Below are 18,059 nucleotides of genomic sequence, written 5' to 3' on the forward strand. Positions count from 1 at the left end.
TCTCGGGATACGTAGAAATGAGACAGAGCGCCGGCCGGGCATGGCCGGCCTCTTGTTGATAGATTCACCCCCCCTGAGGAAGTTAAGGGATGAAAATCGCATACTCACGAGGCCGCCCGCTGGTGGTCCTGGCGGCGGCGCTATGGCTTGCCGGTTGTGGCCAAGACGAAGGACAGAATCAAGGGGGAGCTGGTCAAGCCCCAGCCAAGCCTGTGGAAGTGGCTGCTCTTGAACGGCAGGATGTGCCACTGGACAAGTCCTACCCCTCAAAGTTGACCAGTGACGAGGAAGTCATTTTGGTCGCGCGTGTTACCGGTATCATCGAGGAAAGACGCTTCGAGCCGGGTGATATTGTGGAAAAGGGGCAAAGCCTGTATTCCATCGAACCGGATCTGTATCAGGCAACCGTGAACGAACGCAAAGCGGATCTGGAAAGCGCTCAGGCACAAAAGGCCCGAGCCGAAAGTGATGCTGCTCGCTATCAGGCTCTGGCCAACCAGAATTCTGTCAGCCGCCAGCAGCTTGACCAAGCCCTGGCCGATGCACGAGTAGCGAGAGCCAATGTGGCTCAAGCCCAGGCAGCCCTGGAAACAGCGCAGCTGGACCTGAACTATGCCGCAGTAAAGGCGCCGGTATCGGGCCTAATTGGACTGAGTGAAGTCAATATCGGCAACCTGGTCAGCTCCGGTACCGAACTGACCACCATCACGCCGCTGGATCCGCTGGAAGTACGCTTCCAGTTGCCCCAGGCGGATGCCTTCGAGCTGCGTCGCCAGCTCAAGAGCCAATCGCTTTCCGATATCAAGGCAACACTCGAGATTCCTGGATTGGGTGGCGGTGAGTCGGGGCAACTGGAGGGCCAGATGGATTTCCTGGGGTCCCGTATCGATCCTTCGACTAGTACGGTTCAGGCTCAGGCCAAGTTCGCCAATCCCGAGGGGCACTTCCTCCCAGGGCAGTTCGTGCGTGTGCACCTGTCAGGCATGAAACGCTACAACGTTCTGGCCGTGCCAGAACTGGCCTTGACCCAAGGGTTGATGGGACCGCAGGTCTATGTGCTGGATCAGGATAATACTGCTCGTGCACGCCCTGTACAGCTTGGCGAAGAAGCTGGGCCATGGCAGATCCTGCTGGATGGTGTCAAACCCGGCGAGCGCGTCATCGTGGGGGACCCTGCCAGCATTCAGCCAGGTATGCCAATTGATCCACAGCCGTTTGATGGTGATGCCGCTGCCTTGATGAAACGTATTCAAGAAGCCAAGGCGGCGGCTGAAGCGAAGGCTCAGGGTGGTGCTGCTCCTGCCGCTGGTGGCGAGAGCCAGGCCCAGGATCCGTCGCAAGAGCAGGCTCCTGCCGCACAACCTGACGCAACTGAAACAGCGCCAGAAGGTAATGCTGAACCCTCCAATAGTGATGTCAATGCCGCGCAACAGGCACCGATGTCCAGTGGCGGGGACAGCCAGGAGGCGCAGGAGGCGCAGGGAGAGGGTAACGAATGAATTTCGCCAACTTCTTCATCAAGCGACCGATCTTCGCCACGGTCTTGGCGCTGATATTGACGATCATCGGTGCCATGAGCATGCGAGTACTGCCGATCGAGCAGTACCCGAGCGTGGTGCCGCCGACGGTCTCTGTATCCGCGACCTTCCCGGGCGCGGATGCCGAGACGGTGGCGCAGACCGTGGCCGCCCCCTTGGCTGAAGCCATCAACGGTGTCGAGAACATGATCTACATGACCTCGACCAGTTCCGACAACGGTACGATGAGCCTGTCGGTAGCCTTTGATATCGGAACCGATGGCGATATCAATACCATCAACGTCAACAACAAGGTGCAGGGTGCCCTGTCGCAGTTGCCGGAAGCGGTGCAACAGCAGGGTGTGACCGTGGAGCTGAGTTCCAGCTCCATCCTGATGCTGGTGGCGCTGATTTCTCCTCAGGGGGACTACGACAACATCTACATGCAGAACTACGCGACCCTGAATATCCTCGATGAACTGCGCCAGTTGCCTGGTGTCGGTGAGGCCGAGGTGCTGGGTGGTGGCGAGTTTGCCATGCGCATCTGGATGGACCCCAACAAGCTGGCCGAGTATGACCTGACGCCCAGCGAAGTGGCGACGGCTATCCGTTCCCAGAACACCGAGGTACCGGCAGGTAGTCTGGCGTCCACGCCGATCGATAATCCGCGTGCGTTCACCTACACCATCACTGCTGGTGGCCGTCTGGCCAGTGCCGATGAGTTCCGCGACATTCTGCTGCGCACCAATCCGGATGGCTCGGCGTTGCGGCTCAAGGATGTAGCGCGTATCGAGCTGGGTGCATCGTCCTATGGGGTTGATGCACGCTTGAATGGGGCCACCATGGCGCCCATCATCATCAACCAGCAGCCCGGGGCCAATGCTCTGGAAACTGCAGATCTGGTCAAGGCCAAGATGGAGGAGCTTCAAGGGCGCTTCCCGCCGGGTCTGGAGTTCGTGACACCTTATGACACCACACTGTTCATCGACGCGTCGGTAGAGACAGTACTGCATACCTTCATCGAAGCGTTCCTGATTGTGGGTGTCATTCTATTCATCTTCCTGCAGAACTGGCGTTTCACAGTAATCGCCATGTCGGTGGTGCCGGTTTCGGTGCTGGCGACCTTTGCGGGCTTCTATGCCTTTGGTTTCTCCATCAACCTGCTGACCCTGTTTGCCTTGGTGCTATCGATAGGTATCGTGGTCGATGACGCCATTCTGGTGGTGGAGAACGTCGAACGTGTTCTGTCGGAAGATGAAGATGTCACTGTCCGGCAAGCCACCATTCGGGCCATGAAGGAAGTCGGCGGTCCGGTCATCGCAACATCGTTGATCATGGCCGCTATCTTCGTCCCCGTGGCCTTCCTGGGTGGCTTCACCGGACAGATCTATCAGCAGTTCGCCTTGACCATCGCCATCTCGGTGGCATTCTCGGCGCTGATGGCGCTGACCTTCACTCCGGCCTTGTCGGCGATCTTCATCAAGCACGACCTGCATCAGAAAGAGTCGGCAGTCATGCGTGCACTACGCACGCCATTGCGTTTGTTCGACCGCTTCTTTGCCGGCTGTACCCATGTGTTCATGATCGTGGTGAGATTGCTGATCAGGGCATGGTGGTTGACGCTGGTGCTGGTGGCGTTGGTCGGCTTTGGCTCCTGGTGGCTGTATAGCCATACGCCATCGACGTTGGTGCCTGAAACTGACCAGGGGATTGTCATCGCTGCGGTACAGCTTCCAGACTCCGCTTCCTTGGCCCGAACCAATGAGTACATGCGCAAGGTCAGTGAGAAGATCGAAGAATTCCCAGGAGTACAATATTCTTCGGCCATCGCAGGCTACGACATGCTCACCGGCTCGGTGAACACTGCCCGGGGGGTCATCTTCATCAATATGGAGCCCTGGGAGGAGCGTACCACCTCTGCCTATGACCTGATCGGCCGCGTGATGCAGATCGGAGCGGAAGTGGATGGCGGTACGACGCTGGCCTTCAACATGCCACCGATCATCGGCTTGTCCACCACCGGTGGTTTTGAAGGCTACCTGCAGTCTTATGGCGGGGCTACGCCGGAAGAGATCTACATGGCCTCGCTCAAGGTGATGCAGAAGGCCAACGCCGATCCAGAGCTGAACCAGGTGTTCTCTACCTTCAGCGTCAATGTGCCGTCCTATCGTGCCGAGATCGATCAACAGAAGGCACTGAGCTATGGTGTCTCGCTGACTGACCTCAATGCGACTCTGTCGAACACCTTTGGTAACGGTTTTGTCAACTTCTTCAGTTATCAGAACCGTAACTTCCAGGTGTATCTGCAGAATGAGGCGGAATATCGTGACACGCCTGAGGACATCAACCACGTTTATGTCCGCGGTGGCAATGGCGAGCGTATCCCGTTGTCCGAGTTCGTGACGCTCAAGCGGCAGGCTGCTCCGTCAGTCGTGACTCGCTTTGGCGTATATGCGGCAGCACAGTTCCAGGGTGGACCCGCTCCAGGCTACTCTTCGACCCAGGCCATCCAAGCGATGGATCGCATTGTGCAGGATACCCTGGGCTCGGAATGGGGCATGGGTTGGACCGGTACGGCGTATCAGGAAAGCTCCCAGGGTAATGCTGGCACCATTGCCATCGTCTTTGGTCTGATCATGGTGTTCCTGATCCTGGCTGCCCAGTATGAAAGCTGGTCACTGCCTCTGGCGGTACTTACCGCAACACCCTTTGCCTTCCTTGGTGGTATCACGGGGATCGCCATGCGAGGTCTGGATACCAGTGTCTATGTGCAGATCGGGGTGCTGGTGGTCATCGGGTTGGCAGCGAAGAATGCCATTCTGATCGTTGAGTTCGCTGAACTTCAGCGCAAGGAGATGGGCAAGACCATCCGTGAGGCAGCTGAAACGGCGGCACACCTACGTTTCCGTCCGATCGTGATGACCTCCATGGCATTCATCTTTGGTACCTTGCCGCTAGCGATAGCGACAGGTGCCAGTGACACCAGCAGTCACCACATCGGTACTACTGTCGCTATGGGGATGGCATCCGTTGCTGTCCTGGGAAGCTGCTTCGTTCCTTCGTTCTATGCCATGATCGCTACCGTTTCCCATAAGCTGTTCGGCAACAAGGATAGTGAGGAAGATGACGGTGACAAGGATGACGAGGCTCCGGCCCTGGAGTCGCCCAAGTCCTGATCCGCTTCTGCAGGTAATAGCGTTGGAAGCAAATGACTGAACGAACACCGCCAATTGGCGGTGTTCGTTTTTTTGTGCGATGCAACATGTTGTTGGAAAAGGAAATTTTTCAATTAGACATGGCTGATTGAGTGCCTGAGGGACTATTCTGAAAGAGTAGAGGAAACCTGAAGGCAGACAGGCAAACCGTCAAACCGGGGGGAGACGACCATGGACATGAGTGTGATTGTTGACGTTGCTCTCAGTTATCCGCTGATCTTCTTCACGCTGCTACTTCCTGTGATGGCGTTTTACTGGCTACTGGTGGCGATGCATATTGCGCCACTGCAACTGTTCGAGCACGACAGCCTACGTAATGACAATCTGGCCAGCACCATGGTGTCACTGGGTTTTGCGGGTATCCCGGTGTCCGTTGCGCTGACGGTCCTGTTTGTTTTTGCCGGAGCCTTCACATTACTCGCCGAGTTGCTGGTTCTGCGTTGGTTCGATCTGAAGGTCGTCATCATTCCGTTGGGTCTGGTTGTGCTGTGGGCGGCACTGGCGGTATCTGCGCCACTGGCTGCACGGGCCTGTCGCAGGTTGTTGCGCAAGTTTCGTGACAATCCTGCTGTCAATCAGCGTTGTCTGCTGGGAGAGCGGGTTCAGGTTGTAGGCTATGTCGATGCCGCAGGCTGCTGCCGAGCGGTGCTGTGCTCAGATGGCTCCCGCGAGGTCTGCTTGCATGGCAAGCCCGGATGCATGCCCAAGGAGGGCGAAGTGCGTGTGCTGGTCAAGTATCTGGCCGATGAAGATCGTTATCGCTCAGTCGCAGAACAGGACTTTCTGGATGCACGGACGCGGCTCGTGCGACTGCATCTGATCGAACGCCATGAGCCGGAACGGCATCACCCTCATGGCCATGGGACAGAACACTCCCACCATCACAACCATTCCCATCATAACCACGCTCATCACTGAGGTGATGAGCGACGCATCATATCGATCAGCTTATCAATCAGCACAGGGCCTTGTTGGCTCAAGGAAAAGGCCTCCGGTGCACGTAACCACTCCCAGAACATGCCGCTGAGTGAATAATGGAAGATGTCAGTGGCCAGTTCTGGGGTGAGGTCCTCCCGCAACTGGCCCTTGTTGTGCGCTTCGCGGAAATGCTGCAGCAAGGTGTGATGTGTCTCGCAGACGAACTCATCCTTGATGGACATTGGGTCGAAGCTTGATGTGCGTTCACAGTGATGCAATAGAATTCCATGCACACGCCGATGACGAGGCGTATCGAGATGACGAGCACCTGCATGGCAAGCCAGACGAATGGCATCCAATGGGCGGTCGGCCAGGGTTGGGTCGTCAAGTCCCGAGATCAGTTCCTGAAAAGGAATGCTGACACGGTTTATCATCGCGCGGAACAGGTCTTCCTTGTTACGGAAATGCCAATAGAGCGCGCCCCGGGTCAGGCCGGCACAGCGCGAAATCTGTTCCAGAGATGCGCGTGTTACCCCTACTTCAAGAAACACTTGTTCAGCAGCATCCAGTAGTGCTTCCTTGGTTTCAGCGGCTTCAGCCTTGGTGCGACGCGCCATCGTGGGGTGAAATCTCTTGTGGTTGACGTAGGTCTCTATTCTACCGAAATATGCTGCGTGGCGCAGAGGGTTCAACAAGACCTAAGCCAGCTTGAGTGTAACGAGCGCCACCAACGACATCTCCGTTATATCACGGTATAAGGATCTTTGACCGAGGTCATGCCGACCGCCGGAAGCCGTGAAATTAAGGAAGACCCATGGCTCGTGCTCCCTTTGAATTGGCCGGGATACGTGTGGCTCCCGGTAGTCGTATTCAAATCGACGTTCCTGTCGCCAAGCTATACACCCATGCTCCGCTGGATATTCCTGTGGAAGTGGTTCATGGCCGTCAGCATGGGCCGACTCTGCTGGTATGTAGTGCGATTCACGGAGATGAAATCAATGGAGTCGAAATCGTTCGGCGCCTGTTGCGCTCCCGGCAGATCAATCGTCTGAAAGGTACCTTGATCGCGGTGCCTATCGTCAACGTCTTCGGTTTTGTGCAGCATAGCCGTTATCTACCGGACCGCCGTGACCTCAACCGTTGCTTCCCCGGTAGCGAATCAGGATCTCTGGGGGGGCGTATTGCCTCGTTGTTCCGTGAGCAGATCGTCGATCATGCCAGCCATATCATTGACCTGCATACAGGCGCGATTCACCGCACCAATCTGCCGCAGATTCGAGCACAGTTGAATGGGGCGGGAGATGAGACACGGCGCATGGCAGATGCCTTCGGTGCCCCGATCATTCTCAATGCTGAACTGCGCGAGGGCAGTCTGCGTCATTATGCTCAAGGAAAGGGCATTCCTGTGTTGACCTATGAGGCGGGAGAGGCTCTGCGCTTCGATGAGTGGGCCATCACTGCGGGGGTGCGGGGAGTGCTGCGGGTCATGCGGCGCCTTGGCATGCTCAGCGGCGAACAGCGCCGTCGTCCGCCGGCACCTGCAGAAATCGCCAATGGATCGAGCTGGGCCAGGGCGCCTATCGATGGCATTCTTCGGCCCCACGTCCGCCTTGGAGCCCGAGTATCCAAAGGCGAGCGCCTGGGAGTGGTAGCGGGCCCATTTGGTAACGCGGAAGGAGAGGTACTTTCCATGGCCGATGGCATTGTGATCGGCATGAGTCGCCTGCCGCTGGCCAATGAAGGTGAAGCGCTGTTCCACATCGCTCGTTTCGACGCGATAGAAGAAGCCGAAAGTGCCATCGAGACCTTTCAATCCAGTCTTGAGCCGCCCCCTGATGCTCTGTATTGACCCTTGCACGGGTGTCCTTGACGAGAAGAACCTTCGGGACACATCTGTGGAATGGATAGACGCCGCCCAAGGGGGCGGCGTCTTGATTGAGGAATAGTGAAAACCGAACCTCTCAGTCAGGCTCGGTAGGGTTGAGAATCTTGGGGTTGGAATTGCCCCACATGGTATAGACATCCGCCAGCAGTGAGCCGTTGAGGTCCTCCAGTTCGGCGATGGAGATGTGTCCTTTGTCCTGGACGCCATAGAGCACCACTTCATCCCCGGCTTCTACGCTAGGCAGGTCGGTGACATCCACCATGATGGTGTTCATGGAAACCCGTCCTAATACGGGCACTCGTTCACCATGGATCAGCACATGGGCTTTATCGCTGAACACTCGACGATAGCCATCGGAGTATCCTACGGGAAGGTTGGCCAGAACGCTGTCGCGTTCCAATGCGTGGATATTGTCATAGCCTACGCCACTACCAGCAGGATAGTCGTTGACTGAAGCCACTCGAGTCTTGAAGGACATGACCGGGTGGAACTGGGGGTAGTGTGGCAAGTCGCCATAAAGCAGACCGCCAGGACGCACCATATCCAGACGTGCCTCTGGAACTTCCATGGTGGTGAAAGAGTTGGCGGTATGCAGGGTCAGGGCGTCACGATCCAGGTTGGCCTTCTCGATCAGCCAGTCGCTCTGTTCCTCGAAACGTGCCAACCCCTGGCGAACCCAGTCGACGTCCTCGAAGGCAAAGTGGGTCATGATGCCCGTCAGCTCAAGATGGGGAAGGCCGACCAGGGCCAAGGCTTCCTCGCGTCCTGATTCAGTATCCAGTTCCAGGCCATTACGTCCCATGCCACCGGCATTGAGTCCCAGATGATAGCGCAGCGTGATGCCCGCTTCCGCAGCCATGTCGGCTGCCTCTTGTGCTGCACTGAGATCGCCAAACAGCTCTTCCATCTGATACTCGAAGGCACCTTGAATCTCTTCCGGTGTGGCGTTTCGCACCCGCATCAGACGTCCCTCGAAACCACTGGCCCGTACTGCCCGGGCATCTTCGTTGCTGGCGACACCAACACAGGAAACGCCCATGGCGATGATCGACGGCATGAGATTGGAAATGCCATGACCATAGGCATCTGCCTTCATGATGGCGCACATGTCCGATGCTTCGCCGAGCAGCTCCTGAACCTTGCGGATGTTGTCCTCGAAGACAGCCTGATTGATTTCGACCCAGGCATTGGCCTCGAGATGTTCAGCGTCACCTACTTTGATGATGTCGGTGCTCAGTAACGGTGCGGCTTGCACAGGGCCTGCCAGGGCCGCGGCAATTGCCGCGGCGATCAGGGTGGGGGTCAGTTTCATCATGATCCTTGTCGTACCTTATGAGGTTATTGTCAGTACTGCCTTGCCACCCTAATCGTCTGCACGAATCGCGGCGAGATACCTCGCCGCGAATAGAAAAGAACTGACGGATAATCTAAAAACTGCTCCCCATTGCGGTTTCGCTGCGTTCTGTTTTCATGCCTGAATCATGATCGCTGCTGGTCAGCAGGAACGTGATCACGGTATCCATGAATTCGGTGGGGAGCTCGATGTTTGGCAGATGTACCGAGGATAGGACTTGCAGTGTCGAGCCAGGAATTGTCGCGGCGATCTGCTCTCCATGAGCAAGGGCCGTCACGTTGTCGTACTGGCCGGCAATCACCAATGTTGGGCACTCGACAAGTGCAATGATGCGGCGGAGGTCCATGTCACGAATAGCCGCGTAAGCTCCTGACAAGCCTTGTGGGTCCGTAGCCAGCACCATGCGTCGAAAGTCTTCTGTTACAGGATCTTGAGCTTCCAGCATATGTGCCGGGAACCAGTTGTTGAGGAACATGCTGGCGAACTCTGACATGTCGGAAGCTTGCTGCGTGGAGGCAATCAACTGGTCCCACTGGCCAGCGGGCCCCAGGTAAGGCGAAGTGTTACTCAGGATCAGGCGATCTATCCGATCAGGTGCGTGGACTCCCAGCCACTGGCCAATGATTCCTCCGAGTGACAGGCCCAGGAAGTGCACATGCTCGATGTCCAGGGCATCAAGTAGCTCAATGACATCGCGGCCGAAGCGATCGAGGGAGTAGGGGCCAGCGGGAACGCTGGAGGCACCGTGCCCGCGGGTGTCATAACGCAGTACCTGAAAATGTCTTGTCAGTTCCTGAATCTGGTCATCCCACATCTGCAAGGTGGTGGCGATGGAGTTGGACAGGAGCAAGACCGGCTTGTCGCCATCGCCATCGAAGCGGTAGTGGATGCGAGCGCCGTCACCGGTGGTAATAAAAGTTCGTGTGTTCATGAATGTCATCTCCTCAACAGGATCAGTTTCTGGGCTACCAGAGCGACATCATCTGTGCGCCTGGGCATTCCCATCGGCCAGTGCCATGAATCCTAGTTGCGGATGCTTTCAACTGATATTACAAAGAATCTAATAGCTCTGTAGGTATAGCTGACAGAGATGGTCAGACTGGGGAGAGAGACAGAGTGAAGCCGACATGAGCCATTTCACCTTGCATGAGTTGCAGTGCTTTGATGCCGTGATACGTGGCGGTGGTTTCCAGGCAGCTGCCCTGGAACTGAATCGCTCACATCCAGCGGTATTTGCTGCCGTTGCCAAGCTGGAACAGCAGCTTGGCCTTGGTTTGCTGGACCGCAGTGGCTATCGGGTACAACCAACCGAGGCAGGGCGTTCGTTTCATCGTCGGGCACAAAGGTTGCTACGTGAAATGGAAGGCCTGCGTACTCACGCCGAGCAACTGGCCATGGGGGAGGAAAGTGAACTGCATGTGGTGATCGGTGATTTCTGTCCGCGTGCGGAGATCCTCGGCCTGCTGGGCAGGTTCTTTGCCTGCCACCCTGATACCCGATTGCATCTGCATTTCGAAGCCGTCACCGGACCTTGGGAGCGATTGCTCGATGGCGATGCTGACCTGATTCTGCATCGTGTCGATAAACGAGATCCACGGATCGAATGGATTGATCTGTGCAAGGTGCCATTTATTCCGGTGATCGCTGATAGCTTGTTGCCAGCAGCGGCTCCAAGAGTGCTCGAGCCTGAACATATGCGTGACTACACCCAGTGCATCATGCGTGATACGGCACGCCATACGCCATCATCGGATTACTTCATGTTGGCGGATGCCCACCAGTGCACGGTAGCCGATCAGTTGATGAAAAAGGACTTTATTCTGCAGGGCCTAGGGTGGGGGCATATGCCACGTTTTCTGATAGAAGAAGAATTGCATGATGGCCGATTGCGCTCGATCGCCAACGACTGTTTGCCGGGCAGCATGGAGGAACTGGTGGCAGCAAGACGGCGAGATAGACCGCATGGACCTGTCATGAACCAGCTGTGGTGTCATCTGCAACAGCAGGCACTGATGCTGCAAAGTGCCCTCAAATCTGATTGAGAGCACTTTGCATGGCCAATCATTTCGCCGATGGCATCGCATGACACTCCTTGATGCCGCATGCTTCGCTGATGCTTTCTCCTCTGCTGTATTCGCCACTACAGCCTTCCTCTTCACTATCTGAAGTCTCCATTCCCTGGAGTCGACATGTCGACAGGGCACTCAATGCATCTTCCTTGAGCGGGAGGCGTAGTGCCCACACCAGGTCACCATGTCGGAACCCCATGTCTGCCAGCAGTGCATCGTCATATTCCAGTAGTGGCTGCACACTGCGGCGGAAATGCCGACGGCGGCGATAGGTCCACCACCAGTATTCGAGTGCATGAATCAGCCCCAACGGCGGCGTGGCAGGCATGTAGTAGTCCAACCTTTCCGGCGGTGATGGTGGGGCGTCCTTGTCAAACTGGGCATGAGCAAGTGGATCGTGCTGATTCATCTGATACCTCCCTGCACACAGCCGCTGCATGTGACTGGTGCGAATCGGGTTGAAGGGGGAGGGTCGCGACCTCTGGATGACAGCATGGATCTGAATCTTTGATCAATCCAACGAAAAGCTCTACATTCATCTTTAAGAAAAATTGAAAGGTGAGTCCATGAACCAGATATCCACTGCTCCCGGCCGTGCCGCACTGCCGCTACTGGATACCGAAGTACTGCGCACCTTCGTTGCCATCGCCGAGAGTGGTAGTTTCACGCGTGCTGCGCGATTGGTATTCCGTACGCCTTCGGCGCTGAGCATGCAGATCAAGCGCCTGGAAGAGATGCTGGGCCAGACATTGTTCGTGCGTGAGGCGCGCCAGGTTCGCCTGACCGCGGAAGGCGAAATGCTGTTGGGTTACGGGCGACGCTTGCTCAAGCTCAACGAGGAAGCCGTGACCCAGTTCCTGGCCCCTTCCCTGGAGGGAAGGGTGGGCCTGGGGACAACCGACGATGTCGGTACCCGCATTCTGCCTGGGGTATTGTCTCAGTTTGCTCGTTCACATCCTGCGGTGCAGGTCGATGTCGTGGTCGGCAGCAGTGTGGAGATGCTGAAACGTCTGGATAGTGGAGAACTGGATCTGGCATTGGTCACTGCTGGGATGAATGGTCAGACGACATTCGGTGAGGTTGTGCATAGTGAGCCTCTGGTATGGGTCGGGCGCGAAGGTGGGGTGGCCGCCCGGCGCACGCCCTTGCCTGTTGCCTTGGCCAATCATGGCTGCCCTTGGCGCAAGGTTGCACTGGATGCCCTGGACCATGCCGGCGTGGACTATCGTGTCGCATATACCTGTGAGCATTGCGCAGGGCAGGAAGCGGCCATGCTTTCCGACCTGGCCGTGGCACCTTTTCCTCTGGCGCTTATCCGTTCTCCATTGCGGCGCCTTGAGCAGGGCAGCCTGCCGCCTTTAGGTGACTATCAGGTGGCCCTGGTGCGTCGGGATGGCCTGGGTAGTGCAGGAGAGGTCTTGGCAGAGCGGGTGGTGGAAGCTTTCAATGATCTACGCAGCTAGGTCTGCCAGACAACATTCCTTGTTTCGACAACAAGACAGAGGACGTCCATGTGCCAACATATGTTCGTGATCACGGGAGCGCCGGGGTCTGGTAAAAGCAGCCTGCTGGAAGCGCTGGCCAGACAGGGCATTCGTTACATGCCAGAAGCCGGGCGGGCGATCATCCAGGATCAGATGGCCATCAAGGGAAGCGCACTTCCGTGGGCCGATCAGTCGCTTTTTGCTGAGCTGATGCTGAACTGGGAACTGCGGTCGTGCCGCGAAGCGCGTGCGATCAAGGAGCCTGTGCTGATGGACCGTGGTGTGGCCGATGTCCTGGGCTACTTGACGTTGTGCAATCTGCCAATACCCGACCACGTAAAGAGAGCGGCGGATCAGTACCGCTATAACCGGCAGGTATTCATTGCGCCCTATTGGGCGGAGATTTTCGGCCAGGATGCCGAACGCAAGCAGGATAGGGCAGAGGCAGAAGCCACCTATCATGTCATGGCCAGGACCTATGCCGAACTGGGCTATGAGCTGATCCAACTGCCTTTGGCCAGTATCGAGGAACGGGCCGCCTTTGTGCGCAAGCATATCCTTGGCTGAACCGGTTTCATATCAGATCGCCAGGTGACAGACCGCTTCGATGTTGTAGCCATCAGGATCGATGATGAAGCAAGCATAGTAATACGGGTGGTATCGAGGGCGTAGCCCAGGGGGGCCATTATCTGTGCCGCCTGCCTGAATCGCTGCCCTGAAGAAGGCGTCCACTTCCTCTCTGTTGGCAGCGCTGAAGGCCAGGTGAGGGAGAGGCGGTGCCACATTACCTTGTGCGATCCAGAAGTCACCATCCGGGTCCAACGATCTGCGTCTGCCTGCCAATATCCCGAACCCCACCGCTTCGCTGTCACCCCTGGTCATCTGGTAGCCCAAGGGTGCAAGCACCGCCGCGTAGAAACGCCGGCTGAGGGAGAGGTTCGAGACATTGATGCATAGATGATCGAGCATGATGCAACCTCCCGGGTAAGCTCTGGTAAAAAGATAGCTTGGGAGAACGTTCTGCGTGTCAGGTTGGATGAGCTTGTTGTGACTTGGCTTTCCATACCGAGGATACGATGTCTATCTGAGGCATAGCCGTTCCAGGGCATGCCTCTCTGGTGGCTCAGGTACATATAGGGGGCAGGATGACACAGTGGATCGTGCATTACGCTAATGCATGCGGCCAGTTGGATGGTTGGATCGAACGTATAGGAGAAGGCATAGCAGAAGCGCGTTATCGAGCAGAACAAGTCTTGCCTGCCATCGACCTGGATGTGGTGGTTCAAGTCTGGCCAGGATGCGTTGTCAAGGAAATGGGGTTCGTTGGCTACGCGCCTACTGGCACTATGATCCAGTTAACCTTCGATCCAGATAACGAAAACCTGTCCCGAAATATAGGAGAACCGCTTGAGCGAATGGTAGCCCATGAGCTTCACCACGTTATGCGCTGGCGAGGTCCAGGGTATGGGACTACGCTGGGCGAGGCACTGGTATCTGAAGGATTGGCAGGGCACTTTTGTCGTCAGCTCTATGACTCGCCACCAGAGCTTTGGGAAGCGGAAGTGAGCGGGAAAGATCTTGCCACATGTGCTGAAAAGGCACAGTTACACTGGCACGATTCTCGCTACCATCATGGCGCATGGTTCTCTGGCCAGGGCGATCTTCCCCGTTGGGCCGGCTATAGGCTCGGCTATGCCTTGGTCGGCAGGTACCTGGATGGGCATGCTGGAGAGAGTGCTGCATCATTGGTACATGTACCAGCAGAGCGCTTTCTTGCCTATTTAGGGACATGAGCGAAGCATGGTGTACTGACGATCCTCGAATAAAGCACGATACCCATATTGTTTCGTTCAGTCAGGCGCTGTCTGCATTGAGCGGATGAATGCTTCGGCCTCTGAATGGCTGCGCAGTTGAACGAAGCGGATATGCTGGTACTGCGCATTCTGCATGTCACTCAGATAGCGTACTCGATTGCGGCGCCATGTCTTGATGGACCAGAGAATGATCGAGTGGCGACTGAAAAAGGACTGGCGGAAGCTCTCCCGGTTTCCCGTGCCGGGCCACAGTTCCTGCTTGCTCCAGGCGCGCCTGACCGCTCGGGACACGACTTGGGAAATCGTTTGCCAAAAGCCATAGTCGACCCATACCACCAGATCGACCTCCTGCCATTTAATGGGGCGCGATCGATCGTAGTTACCGTCCAGCACCCAGCCGGGTGATGCTTCGAGCAGGCTGGCGAGTTCGGCAAGGAACTGGTCGTCAGGCTTCTCCTGCCAATCCGGCAGCCAATGCAGGACATCCATCTCGATATGCGGCAGGGACAATGCTTCGGCCAGTCGGCGAGCCAGTGTCGTTTTACCTGATCCACTGGTACCCACCACGTTAATCTTCATTGCATGGCCTCTGTCGTTATCTTTTGCGGCGCACGATTCTACGCTGGTCATGAGGCCAAGGAAAACCTGGCGGATCACTGGTTGGAAAGGATGCAGTGGCATACTTCGCGAACCGCTGGGCGCAATGCCCGATGACATAAGAAGCCATTGTCGACGTGATACTGGGGCACCTGGCTCCTAAGATTGCTAGCAGTATTGACCTTCGTTGCCAATTTTTGTGCTTGTTCTGATATAGAATGGCTCCACCGCTTGAAGAAACTGAGTCAATGCCTTGTATTTCAGAGTTTTACGGGATCATGATCTACTTCTACTGGAACGATCATCAGACTCCCCACTTTCATGCAAAATACGGCGAATTCGAAATACTGGTAAACATCAATACACTTGAAATCATCGAAGGAAAGTTTCCAGCCCGTGCAAAAGCCATGGTTCTGGAGTGGGCATCAGAACACCGAGCCGCATTGATAGAGGATTGGGAATTATGCAAATCCAAGCAGCAGCCAAACAAGATTCCACCGCTGGCATAACGCCAGCGGTTATCAAATGGCGCGTCAGGTCGGTAGAGGTGAAAGACCACCTTTCACTATGGGTGACCTTCAGTGACGATACTCAAGGACCTGTCACCATCAGTTCCGAGTGGTTGACTGGCGTACTTTCAGACTTGAAAAAACCGGAAGTATTCAAGACGGCATTTGTTGAGCATGGTGCTGTCACCTGGGAGAACGGCGTGGACCTGGATCCCAAGGCCATGTACGACGCCATACGGGCAAACGGCCAGTACCATATCGAGTGACATCATGAACGAAGAGCTGATGACCGAACAAAACAGGTTCGAGTGTGTCTGGGATGTACTGTGTGGCACGAAAGAAGAAGCGCTCAATATGAAGGTTCGCAGCAGCCTGATGATGGTGCTGGCCGATACTTTTAAGTCGGAAGATGGACCAGTGCGAAGTCGCTGAGCGCTTAGGCGTCTCACAGCCTCGCATTAATGGTCTGCTCAAGGGACGCATTGACCGCTTCACGGAGGACACGCTTTTAAATATGGCCTCTCAGCCGACATTTTCGTAAAAGTGAGTATCGCTAAGCCAGGCCAATAACAGCTTGGTGCTTCTTCTGCCCAACTTCAGCCACAAATCCTGCTATTGGTAGCACTGGCTCAAGCTGTCGAGCATGGGCGGCAACTCAATAGCATCCGAGAGCGTGACTCCACACCACTTGGCCATTACCAAGCCACGAGGATTGATCAGTCCCAATTCATGGCACTTGGCGCATTCTCCAGCGACGGCTGTCTTCGGGAAAGAACAAGGCTCAGAATGGCTATGACCATTGCGAGCAATGCGGATCTTGGCCAATTATGAGAAACTGCTGTCCCTTTTACGGTGCTCGCGAATCGTCGCCATCGGAACCTCCCTGTTACATCAGATCGAGACGGGCCTTTGTACCAACTGAGTCCCCGGTACTACTGAAAACAGGGTGAGCTGCTGTAAATATGTACAAGCATGATTGAGAAGGCACTCCGTCAACCCGTATGAAGCCTGCCACAGTGACAACTACCCTAGACAGAACGTTCTCCATAGCCCCCATGATGGATTGGACGACCAGAGACTACCGTGTCTTTGCGCGTACCCTGAGCCGGCATGCTTTGCTGTATACGGAGATGGTGACGACCGGCGCAATTCTGCATGGACGCCCGCGGGAGCGGTTTCTGGGCTTCGATGCTCTGGAGCACCCGATCGCGCTGCAACTGGGCGGCAGCGATGCTGGTGAGTTGGCGGAATGTGCTGCCATTGCCGAAGAGTGGGGTTATGACGAGATCAACCTCAATGTCGGTTGCCCTAGTGATCGGGTCCAGAACAACCTGATTGGTGCGTGCCTGATGGGCCATCCTCACAAGGTGGCTGCGGCTGTTCGGGCAATGCGCGATGCGGTGTCGATTCCCGTCACGGTGAAATGCCGTATCGGCATTGATGACCAGGACGAAGATGCCGATCTGGAGAACTTCATTCATCTGGTGGCGGATGCGGGCTGCGAGGTGTTTATCGTTCATGCTCGCAAGGCTTGGCTGCAAGGGCTTTCACCCAAGGAAAATCGCGATGTACCGCCACTGAACTATGCGCGCGTCCATCGTCTCAAGGCCAGCCGCCCGGAGCTGCATATTGGTATCAACGGCGGCATCAAGACACTGGCGGAATGCCGTTCACAGCTGGATCATGTAGATAGTGTCATGGTCGGACGCGAGGCTTACCAAAATCCCTGGATGCTGGCGAGCGTGGACCCGGAACTCTACGGAGAGTCAGGCCCCTCGGCGACACGCCATGCAGCAGCGCGTGCCATGCGCCCTTATATCGCCCGGCGTCTGGAAGAGGGGGCGAAGCTCAACCACATCACTCGCCATATGTTGGGGTTGTTCCAGGGGTGTCCTGGAGGTCGTCGCTTCCGTCGTCATTTATCGGAAAATGCCCATAAAGAAGGGGCTGGCCTGGCCGTGTACGACGATGCCTTGGGCATGGTGCCAGAAGTGGAGGCAGAAACCCTGGCCTAGGCGCTGTCGACCTCCAGCGGTGTGATAGAGATGACGCTGTCGACAGGAATGCCCGGAATGCGTGCCAGTGGCCGTTGCCAAGGCTCGCTGTCGGTGGGGGCGCGCCACTCGATCTGCTCGGCGAAAGGTGCAATATCCACCTCGAGCAGCATGGGATGCTCATCGGCGGTGAAGTAGGTGTTGGTGGTATAGGCGATGACTTGGGGCAGGCACAGGTGAACGCCATCAGCACGGTGGTCGTTACCGCAGCGCGGCACGGTACCTTGAGCCTGGGCCTGTTTCCATGTGGCCGAAGAGACGACTCGGAACAATGTTGTTACGGGCAATGTTGTTACGGGCAATGTTTTCATAAGCATCCTTGCTGTCAGTGCATCCTGCATGGTCAATATGTGGTGTCTCCCTGGCCAGATTAGCTGATTGCTCTCCTGCCATCGATCAGGCGGCGGAGATTGGCAGGGTTACTGTCACGCAGAACAGCAGGCAGCAGCGCCTGGGGCAGGTTCTGGTAACACACCGGGCGCAGGAAGCGCTGGATCGCGGAGGTGCCCACCGAGGTGGTGCGGGCGTCCGAGGTGGCAGGGAAGGGGCCGCCGTGAACCATGGCGTCGCAGACTTCCACGCCGGTGGGCCAGCCGTTGGCCATCACCCTTCCGGCACGGCGCTCGAGGATCGGCAACAGCTC

Annotated in this window: 20 protein-coding genes and 1 pseudogene; 13 read left to right on the top strand and 8 right to left on the bottom strand. The window is 56.4% G+C overall.

The features are described from left to right. The first annotated feature begins 89 nt into the window (after window positions 1-89). The 3 genes from Q1K07_RS19050 to Q1K07_RS19060 all read left to right on the top strand — a co-directional run bounded on the left by Q1K07_RS19050 (window position 90) and on the right by Q1K07_RS19060 (window position 5,650). Window positions 90-1,499, top strand: coding sequence for an efflux RND transporter periplasmic adaptor subunit (locus Q1K07_RS19050; RefSeq protein ID WP_300314788.1), 1,410 nt, complete (start codon window positions 90-92; stop codon window positions 1,497-1,499). Further along, on the top strand, window positions 1,496-4,693 hold the full coding sequence (locus tag Q1K07_RS19055; RefSeq protein ID WP_300314791.1) for an efflux RND transporter permease subunit: 3,198 nt from the start codon (window positions 1,496-1,498) through the stop codon (window positions 4,691-4,693). Before Q1K07_RS19050 ends, Q1K07_RS19055 begins: the two co-directional genes overlap by 4 nt. A gap of 216 nt (window positions 4,694-4,909) precedes the next feature. After that, window positions 4,910-5,650 (top strand): hypothetical protein, encoded by a 741-nt coding sequence (locus tag Q1K07_RS19060; RefSeq protein ID WP_300314793.1) that lies wholly within the window; start codon window positions 4,910-4,912, stop codon window positions 5,648-5,650. On the opposite strand, the gene Q1K07_RS19065 is transcribed toward Q1K07_RS19060, so the two are convergent. Further along, window positions 5,644-6,267, bottom strand: coding sequence for a TetR family transcriptional regulator (locus Q1K07_RS19065; RefSeq protein WP_300314797.1), 624 nt, complete (start codon window positions 6,265-6,267; stop codon window positions 5,644-5,646). The two genes, Q1K07_RS19060 and Q1K07_RS19065, sit on opposite strands and share 7 nt — an antisense overlap. Before the next feature lie 197 nt (window positions 6,268-6,464). On the opposite strand from Q1K07_RS19065, the gene Q1K07_RS19070 reads away from it, so the two are divergent. Further along, window positions 6,465-7,499: a succinylglutamate desuccinylase/aspartoacylase family protein gene (locus Q1K07_RS19070; protein WP_300314800.1), complete on the top strand. Its 1,035-nt coding sequence runs from the start codon at window positions 6,465-6,467 to the stop codon at window positions 7,497-7,499. 112 nt (window positions 7,500-7,611) lie between these two features. On the opposite strand, the gene alr is transcribed toward Q1K07_RS19070, so the two are convergent. Both alr and pcaD read right to left on the bottom strand, forming a co-directional pair. Next, window positions 7,612-8,850 carry an alanine racemase gene (gene alr / locus Q1K07_RS19075; protein ID WP_300314802.1) on the bottom strand — a complete coding sequence of 413 codons (1,239 nt, stop codon included), beginning with the start codon at window positions 8,848-8,850 and terminating at the stop codon, window positions 7,612-7,614. A gap of 112 nt (window positions 8,851-8,962) precedes the next feature. Next, window positions 8,963-9,820: a 3-oxoadipate enol-lactonase gene (gene pcaD / locus Q1K07_RS19080; protein WP_300314806.1), complete on the bottom strand. Its 858-nt coding sequence runs from the start codon at window positions 9,818-9,820 to the stop codon at window positions 8,963-8,965. A gap of 196 nt (window positions 9,821-10,016) precedes the next feature. On the opposite strand from pcaD, the gene Q1K07_RS19085 reads away from it, so the two are divergent. Further along, window positions 10,017-10,931 carry a LysR family transcriptional regulator gene (locus Q1K07_RS19085; RefSeq protein WP_300314809.1) on the top strand — a complete coding sequence of 305 codons (915 nt, stop codon included), beginning with the start codon at window positions 10,017-10,019 and terminating at the stop codon, window positions 10,929-10,931. A gap of 19 nt (window positions 10,932-10,950) precedes the next feature. Here the strand turns inward: Q1K07_RS19085 and Q1K07_RS19090 are convergent, their stop codons facing one another. Continuing rightward, the gene (locus Q1K07_RS19090) at window positions 10,951-11,367 is read right to left on the bottom strand and encodes a hypothetical protein (protein WP_300314812.1); all 417 of its coding nucleotides are present in this window, start codon (window positions 11,365-11,367) and stop codon (window positions 10,951-10,953) included. Between the two features lie 157 nt (window positions 11,368-11,524). Between Q1K07_RS19090 and Q1K07_RS19095 the strand changes: the two genes are divergently transcribed. Both Q1K07_RS19095 and Q1K07_RS19100 read left to right on the top strand, forming a co-directional pair. Continuing rightward, a complete protein-coding gene (locus Q1K07_RS19095; protein ID WP_300314815.1) occupies window positions 11,525-12,421 on the top strand; it encodes a LysR substrate-binding domain-containing protein in 897 nt (298 codons plus the stop codon). 48 nt (window positions 12,422-12,469) lie between these two features. After that, window positions 12,470-13,009, top strand: coding sequence for an AAA family ATPase (locus Q1K07_RS19100; protein ID WP_300314818.1), 540 nt, complete (start codon window positions 12,470-12,472; stop codon window positions 13,007-13,009). Window positions 13,010-13,021: 12 nt separating this feature from the next. On the opposite strand, the gene Q1K07_RS19105 is transcribed toward Q1K07_RS19100, so the two are convergent. Next, complete coding sequence (locus Q1K07_RS19105) at window positions 13,022-13,411, bottom strand: VOC family protein (RefSeq protein ID WP_300314820.1); 390 nt, start codon at window positions 13,409-13,411, stop codon at window positions 13,022-13,024. Window positions 13,412-13,587: 176 nt separating this feature from the next. Here Q1K07_RS19105 and Q1K07_RS19110 point away from each other — a divergent pair, with 176 nt between their 5' ends. After that, window positions 13,588-14,235: a DUF2268 domain-containing putative Zn-dependent protease gene (locus Q1K07_RS19110; protein ID WP_300314823.1), complete on the top strand. Its 648-nt coding sequence runs from the start codon at window positions 13,588-13,590 to the stop codon at window positions 14,233-14,235. 57 nt (window positions 14,236-14,292) lie between these two features. Here Q1K07_RS19110 and Q1K07_RS19115 read toward each other — a convergent pair whose 3' ends face one another. Next, window positions 14,293-14,835, bottom strand: a complete 543-nt coding sequence (locus Q1K07_RS19115) for an adenylate kinase (RefSeq protein ID WP_300314826.1) — start codon at window positions 14,833-14,835, stop codon at window positions 14,293-14,295. 236 nt (window positions 14,836-15,071) lie between these two features. Between Q1K07_RS19115 and Q1K07_RS19120 the strand changes: the two genes are divergently transcribed. The 5 genes from Q1K07_RS19120 (at window position 15,072) to dusA (ending at window position 17,377) form a co-directional block, all read left to right on the top strand. Then, entirely contained in the window at window positions 15,072-15,362 is a 291-nt protein-coding gene (locus tag Q1K07_RS19120) for a DUF4160 domain-containing protein (RefSeq protein WP_300314829.1), read from the top strand. After that, window positions 15,317-15,628 (top strand): DUF2442 domain-containing protein, encoded by a 312-nt coding sequence (locus tag Q1K07_RS19125; RefSeq protein ID WP_300314831.1) that lies wholly within the window; start codon window positions 15,317-15,319, stop codon window positions 15,626-15,628. The genes Q1K07_RS19120 and Q1K07_RS19125 overlap by 46 nt, the downstream gene beginning before the upstream one ends. Window positions 15,629-15,632: 4 nt before the next feature. After that, window positions 15,633-15,794, top strand: coding sequence for a hypothetical protein (locus Q1K07_RS19130; RefSeq protein WP_300314835.1), 162 nt, complete (start codon window positions 15,633-15,635; stop codon window positions 15,792-15,794). After that, window positions 15,772-15,903, top strand: a complete 132-nt coding sequence (locus Q1K07_RS21285; RefSeq protein ID WP_366945095.1) for an XRE family transcriptional regulator — start codon at window positions 15,772-15,774, stop codon at window positions 15,901-15,903. Before Q1K07_RS19130 ends, Q1K07_RS21285 begins: the two co-directional genes overlap by 23 nt. A gap of 460 nt (window positions 15,904-16,363) precedes the next feature. Then, window positions 16,364-17,377: a tRNA dihydrouridine(20/20a) synthase DusA gene (dusA, locus tag Q1K07_RS19135; RefSeq protein WP_300314837.1), complete on the top strand. Its 1,014-nt coding sequence runs from the start codon at window positions 16,364-16,366 to the stop codon at window positions 17,375-17,377. On the opposite strand, the gene Q1K07_RS19140 is transcribed toward dusA, so the two are convergent. Together Q1K07_RS19140 and Q1K07_RS19145 are read right to left on the bottom strand one after the other, a co-directional pair. Then, a complete protein-coding gene (locus tag Q1K07_RS19140; RefSeq protein ID WP_300314840.1) occupies window positions 17,374-17,727 on the bottom strand; it encodes a DUF952 domain-containing protein in 354 nt (117 codons plus the stop codon). The two genes, dusA and Q1K07_RS19140, sit on opposite strands and share 4 nt — an antisense overlap. A 59-nt stretch (window positions 17,728-17,786) precedes the next feature. Then, window positions 17,787-18,059: pseudogene (locus Q1K07_RS19145) on the bottom strand (aldehyde dehydrogenase (NADP(+))); the annotation flags it as partial.

The organism is Halomonas sp. (assembly GCF_029263665.1).
In the GTDB taxonomy this organism is placed as follows: Bacteria; Pseudomonadota; Gammaproteobacteria; order Pseudomonadales; family Halomonadaceae; genus Halomonas.

Bases quoted from the DNA above. Each gene is read 5' to 3' on its own strand.
- Q1K07_RS19100 (WP_300314818.1), top strand. From the start codon at position 12,470: ATGTGCCAACATATGTTCGTGATCACGGGAGCGCCGGGGTCTGGTAAA.
- Q1K07_RS19090 (WP_300314812.1), bottom strand. From the start codon at position 11,367: ATGAATCAGCACGATCCACTTGCTCATGCCCAGTTTGACAAGGACGCC.
- Q1K07_RS19120 (WP_300314829.1), top strand. From the start codon at position 15,072: ATGGCTCCACCGCTTGAAGAAACTGAGTCAATGCCTTGTATTTCAGAG.
- Q1K07_RS19055 (WP_300314791.1), top strand. From the start codon at position 1,496: ATGAATTTCGCCAACTTCTTCATCAAGCGACCGATCTTCGCCACGGTC.
- alr (WP_300314802.1), bottom strand. From the start codon at position 8,850: ATGATGAAACTGACCCCCACCCTGATCGCCGCGGCAATTGCCGCGGCC.
- Q1K07_RS21285 (WP_366945095.1), top strand. From the start codon at position 15,772: ATGGACCAGTGCGAAGTCGCTGAGCGCTTAGGCGTCTCACAGCCTCGC.
- dusA (WP_300314837.1), top strand. From the start codon at position 16,364: ATGAAGCCTGCCACAGTGACAACTACCCTAGACAGAACGTTCTCCATA.
- Q1K07_RS19085 (WP_300314809.1), top strand. From the start codon at position 10,017: ATGAGCCATTTCACCTTGCATGAGTTGCAGTGCTTTGATGCCGTGATA.
- pcaD (WP_300314806.1), bottom strand. From the start codon at position 9,820: ATGAACACACGAACTTTTATTACCACCGGTGACGGCGCTCGCATCCAC.
- Q1K07_RS19110 (WP_300314823.1), top strand. From the start codon at position 13,588: ATGACACAGTGGATCGTGCATTACGCTAATGCATGCGGCCAGTTGGAT.
- Q1K07_RS19065 (WP_300314797.1), bottom strand. From the start codon at position 6,267: ATGGCGCGTCGCACCAAGGCTGAAGCCGCTGAAACCAAGGAAGCACTA.
- Q1K07_RS19070 (WP_300314800.1), top strand. From the start codon at position 6,465: ATGGCTCGTGCTCCCTTTGAATTGGCCGGGATACGTGTGGCTCCCGGT.
- Q1K07_RS19095 (WP_300314815.1), top strand. From the start codon at position 11,525: ATGAACCAGATATCCACTGCTCCCGGCCGTGCCGCACTGCCGCTACTG.
- Q1K07_RS19105 (WP_300314820.1), bottom strand. From the start codon at position 13,411: ATGCTCGATCATCTATGCATCAATGTCTCGAACCTCTCCCTCAGCCGG.
- Q1K07_RS19050 (WP_300314788.1), top strand. From the start codon at position 90: ATGAAAATCGCATACTCACGAGGCCGCCCGCTGGTGGTCCTGGCGGCG.
- Q1K07_RS19060 (WP_300314793.1), top strand. From the start codon at position 4,910: ATGAGTGTGATTGTTGACGTTGCTCTCAGTTATCCGCTGATCTTCTTC.
- Q1K07_RS19115 (WP_300314826.1), bottom strand. From the start codon at position 14,835: ATGAAGATTAACGTGGTGGGTACCAGTGGATCAGGTAAAACGACACTG.
- Q1K07_RS19140 (WP_300314840.1), bottom strand. From the start codon at position 17,727: ATGAAAACATTGCCCGTAACAACATTGCCCGTAACAACATTGTTCCGA.
- Q1K07_RS19130 (WP_300314835.1), top strand. From the start codon at position 15,633: ATGAACGAAGAGCTGATGACCGAACAAAACAGGTTCGAGTGTGTCTGG.
- Q1K07_RS19125 (WP_300314831.1), top strand. From the start codon at position 15,317: ATGCAAATCCAAGCAGCAGCCAAACAAGATTCCACCGCTGGCATAACG.